Annotated in this window: 3 protein-coding genes; 1 reads left to right on the top strand and 2 read right to left on the bottom strand. The window is 66.7% G+C overall.

Features of this window, described 5'->3' with window-relative positions; genetic code table 11:
* The coding region (locus AC2VOU_RS00765) for a 3'-5' exonuclease (protein WP_486955633.1) at nt 1-1739 on the top strand (1739 nt) is incomplete at its 5' end.
* A 30-nt stretch (nt 1740-1769) separates the two neighbouring features.
* Here AC2VOU_RS00765 and AC2VOU_RS00760 read toward each other — a convergent pair.
* The gene (locus AC2VOU_RS00760; protein ID WP_486955634.1) at nt 1770-2258 is read right to left on the bottom strand and encodes a hypothetical protein; all 489 of its coding nucleotides are present in this window, start codon (nt 2256-2258) and stop codon (nt 1770-1772) included.
* Nucleotides 2259-2308: 50 nt separating this feature from the next.
* Nucleotides 2309-3220: M23 family metallopeptidase (locus AC2VOU_RS00755; protein ID WP_486955632.1), on the bottom strand; the 912-nt coding region annotated here is incomplete at its 5' end.

The following is a 3220-nucleotide window of genomic DNA, read 5'->3' as shown; positions in this document are numbered from 1 at the left end:
TGGCCAACGCGCTGGACTTCGACGACCTGATCGGGGAGACGGTCGCGGTGCTGCAGGCCTTCCCGCAGATCGCCGACCACTATCGTCGGCGCTTCCGACACATCCTGGTCGACGAGTACCAGGACACCAACCATGCGCAATACGTGCTGGTCCGCGAGCTGGTCGGCCGCGATCTCGAACCCGGCGAAGAGGGTGTGCCGCCCGGGGAGTTGTGCGTGGTCGGTGACGCCGACCAGTCGATCTATGCCTTCCGCGGTGCCACGATCCGCAACATCGAAGACTTCGAGCGCGACTACCCCAACGCCACCACGATCCTGCTCGAGCAGAATTACCGGTCCACGCAGAACATCCTGTCGGCGGCCAACTCGGTGATCTCGCGCAATCCCGCCCGTCGGGACAAGCGGCTGTGGACCGACGCCGGTGAAGGTGACTTGATCGTCGGCTATGTCGCCGACAACGAACACGACGAGGCGCGGTTCATCGCCGAGGAAATCGATGCGCTGGCCGCCAATGGTGAGATCACCTACAACGACGTCGCGGTGTTCTACCGCACCAACAACTCGTCGCGGTCGGTGGAAGAAGTGTTCATCCGCGCCGGCATTCCGTACAAAGTTGTCGGGGGAGTGCGGTTTTACGAGCGCCGCGAGATCCGCGACATCGTGGCCTACCTGCGGGTGCTGGACAACCCCGGCGACGCGGTCAGCCTGCGACGCATCCTCAACACGCCGCGGCGAGGCATCGGTGACCGCGCCGAGGCCTGCGTCGCGGTGTACGCGGAGAACACCGGGTCCAGCTTCGCCGACGCGCTGGAAGCCGCCGCCGAAGGCAAGGTGCCGCTGCTGAACACCCGGTCGGCCAAAGCAATTACAGGTTTCGTCGAGATGATGGGCGAACTACGCACCAAGCTTGCCTCGTCCGAGGGCGACCTCGGTGATCTCGTCGAGGCGGTGCTCGAGCGCACCGGCTATCGCAACGAGCTGGAGTCGTCGAGTGATCCGCAGGACCTGGCGCGGTTGGACAACCTCAACGAACTCGTCAGCGTCGCGCACGAGTTCGCTACCGACCTGGCCAACGCTGTGGCGCTCGATGATGCGCCGGTGGATGAGGACGTGCCGGACACGGGTGTGCTGGCGCAATTCCTGGAGCGGGTGTCGCTGGTGGCCGACACCGATGAAATCCCCGAGCAGACGGCCGGTGTGGTGACGTTGATGACGTTGCACACCGCCAAGGGCCTGGAGTTCCCGGTGGTGTTCGTCATCGGCTGGGAAGACGGAATGTTCCCGCACATGCGAGCGTTGGGCGATCCGGCCGAGCTTTCCGAGGAACGTCGGCTGGCCTACGTCGGGATCACCCGGGCGCGGCAGCGGCTGTTCCTCAGTCGGGCCAAGGTCCGGTCGTCCTGGGGGCAGCCCATGCTCAACCCGGACTCGAGGTTCCTGCGCGAGATTCCGCAGGAGCTGATCGACTGGCGGCGTACCGACCCGACCCCGTCGTTCAGCGCGCCGGTCAGCGGGGCCGGCCGATTCGGCGCACCCCGGCCGTCACCAACGCGGGGCGGGGCGAGCAAGCGTCCGCTGCTGGTGCTGGAACCCGGCGACCGGGTCACCCACGACAAGTACGGGCTGGGCCGCGTGGAAGAGGTGTCGGGAATCGGCGAGTCGGCAATGTCGCTGATCGACTTCGGCAGCTCGGGCCGGGTCAAGCTGATGCACAACCACGCGCCGGTGGCGAAGCTCTGATGCGGCAACAGCTTTGGCGCGCCGACGATGCTAGGGCTGACCCTCTTCCAGCCAGTCGCGGGTACGCGGCAGTAGTGTCAGCACCGCGCTGGCGATCGGCAGGAGGGGCAGCGTATGCACGATCCAGGCCACCCGCGCTCCGGCGATGAACACGCCGAGATAGGTGAGGATCGCGACCACCGCGCCGGCCACGATCAGGTAGCGGCTCAGCGCTTGCCGTAGCAACAGCAAGATCACCCCGGAAATCGTCGCCATCGCGAAGATCAGCGCCAAAAATCCCACCGCGATGCAAAACAGCCGATCGGTGTGCCACCAGCCGGCGATCAGGTCGGTCGCCACCACCGACGTGGCCCAGCCGCTCACGATGCTGACTGCCGCGGCGGCCACCGCCGTGGCGCGGCCGGGCTCACCGAAGGAGACGGGTGTGGGCGAGAACTGCGGCTGCAGTGGTGGGGCGACATATGCCGCGCGGGTGTCGTCCGACTTCGGCAGCGCACCAGTGGGCGCGCGCCGAATGATGCGAGACTCGTGGCTTCCTGGCCACGACGGGTTGTTCGGGTCAGTCACGATCAACCGGCGAAGGTACCGACGGACAGACCGCGCTTTGCCAGCCACGGAACGGGGTCGACGCGCTGGCTTCCGCTGAGCAACACCTCGAAGTGCAAGTGCGGGCCGGTGGAGTTGCCGCGGTTGCCCATGGTGGCGATCTGGTCACCGGCCATCACGCGCTCGCCCGCACTGACCGTGGTGGTGTTGACGTGTCCGTAGAGGGTGACGGTTCCGTCGGCGTGCCTCAGCTTGACCCACATGCCGTAACCCGCGGTCGGTCCGGCGGCGATGACGAGACCGTCGGAGACCGCACGGATCGGGGTGCCAACCGAGTTCGCGATGTCGATGCCGGCGTGCAGGACGCCCCACCGGTAGCCGAATCCCGATGTGAAGATGCCCTTGGTCGGCATGACGAACAGAGGCTGCTGGAGCCGGGCTTCACGCTGGGCACGCTCTTGAGCGAACGCGACGCCATGAGCCAATTCGGCGTTGTGCACGGCGACGTTGGCAGCCGGTCGCACGGTGACGAGCTGCATACCGCCGTCGGAGGTGCTGATCGGGCCGGTCTGGGCGGTCTGGGCGGCGAGCATGGTCGCGGCTTTGCTGTGCTGCGGCGGCTCGGTGGCCGAGTGTGCGGCCGCTGCGGCGGCGCCGGCGGCCATCGCGCTGATCAAAACGCGGCCGCGGGTGGCTCCAGAGAGTTGTTTGCGGTGCTGGCCGCGGCTGACCGTCGATTCCGGCCCGCTGCGCCCGCGCATTCGGCTCCGCTCGAGCGGGTTCAGGCGAAGCTCGGAGACGCTGGGACCGATCAGGTCCAGGACGCGAAGGTTGTCGGTGTCGTCGAGGTCATCGAGTTCGGGTGCACTGAGGACCTGCGCTTCCTTCTCGAAAGCTGAGTTGTCACTGAATTCCGAATCAGAGAGTTTCCCGAA

Source organism: Mycobacterium sp. TH-M25, from assembly GCF_057473665.1.
Note: the sequence above shows the minus strand (reverse complement) of the source record. Positions and strands in the feature narration are given on the sequence as shown.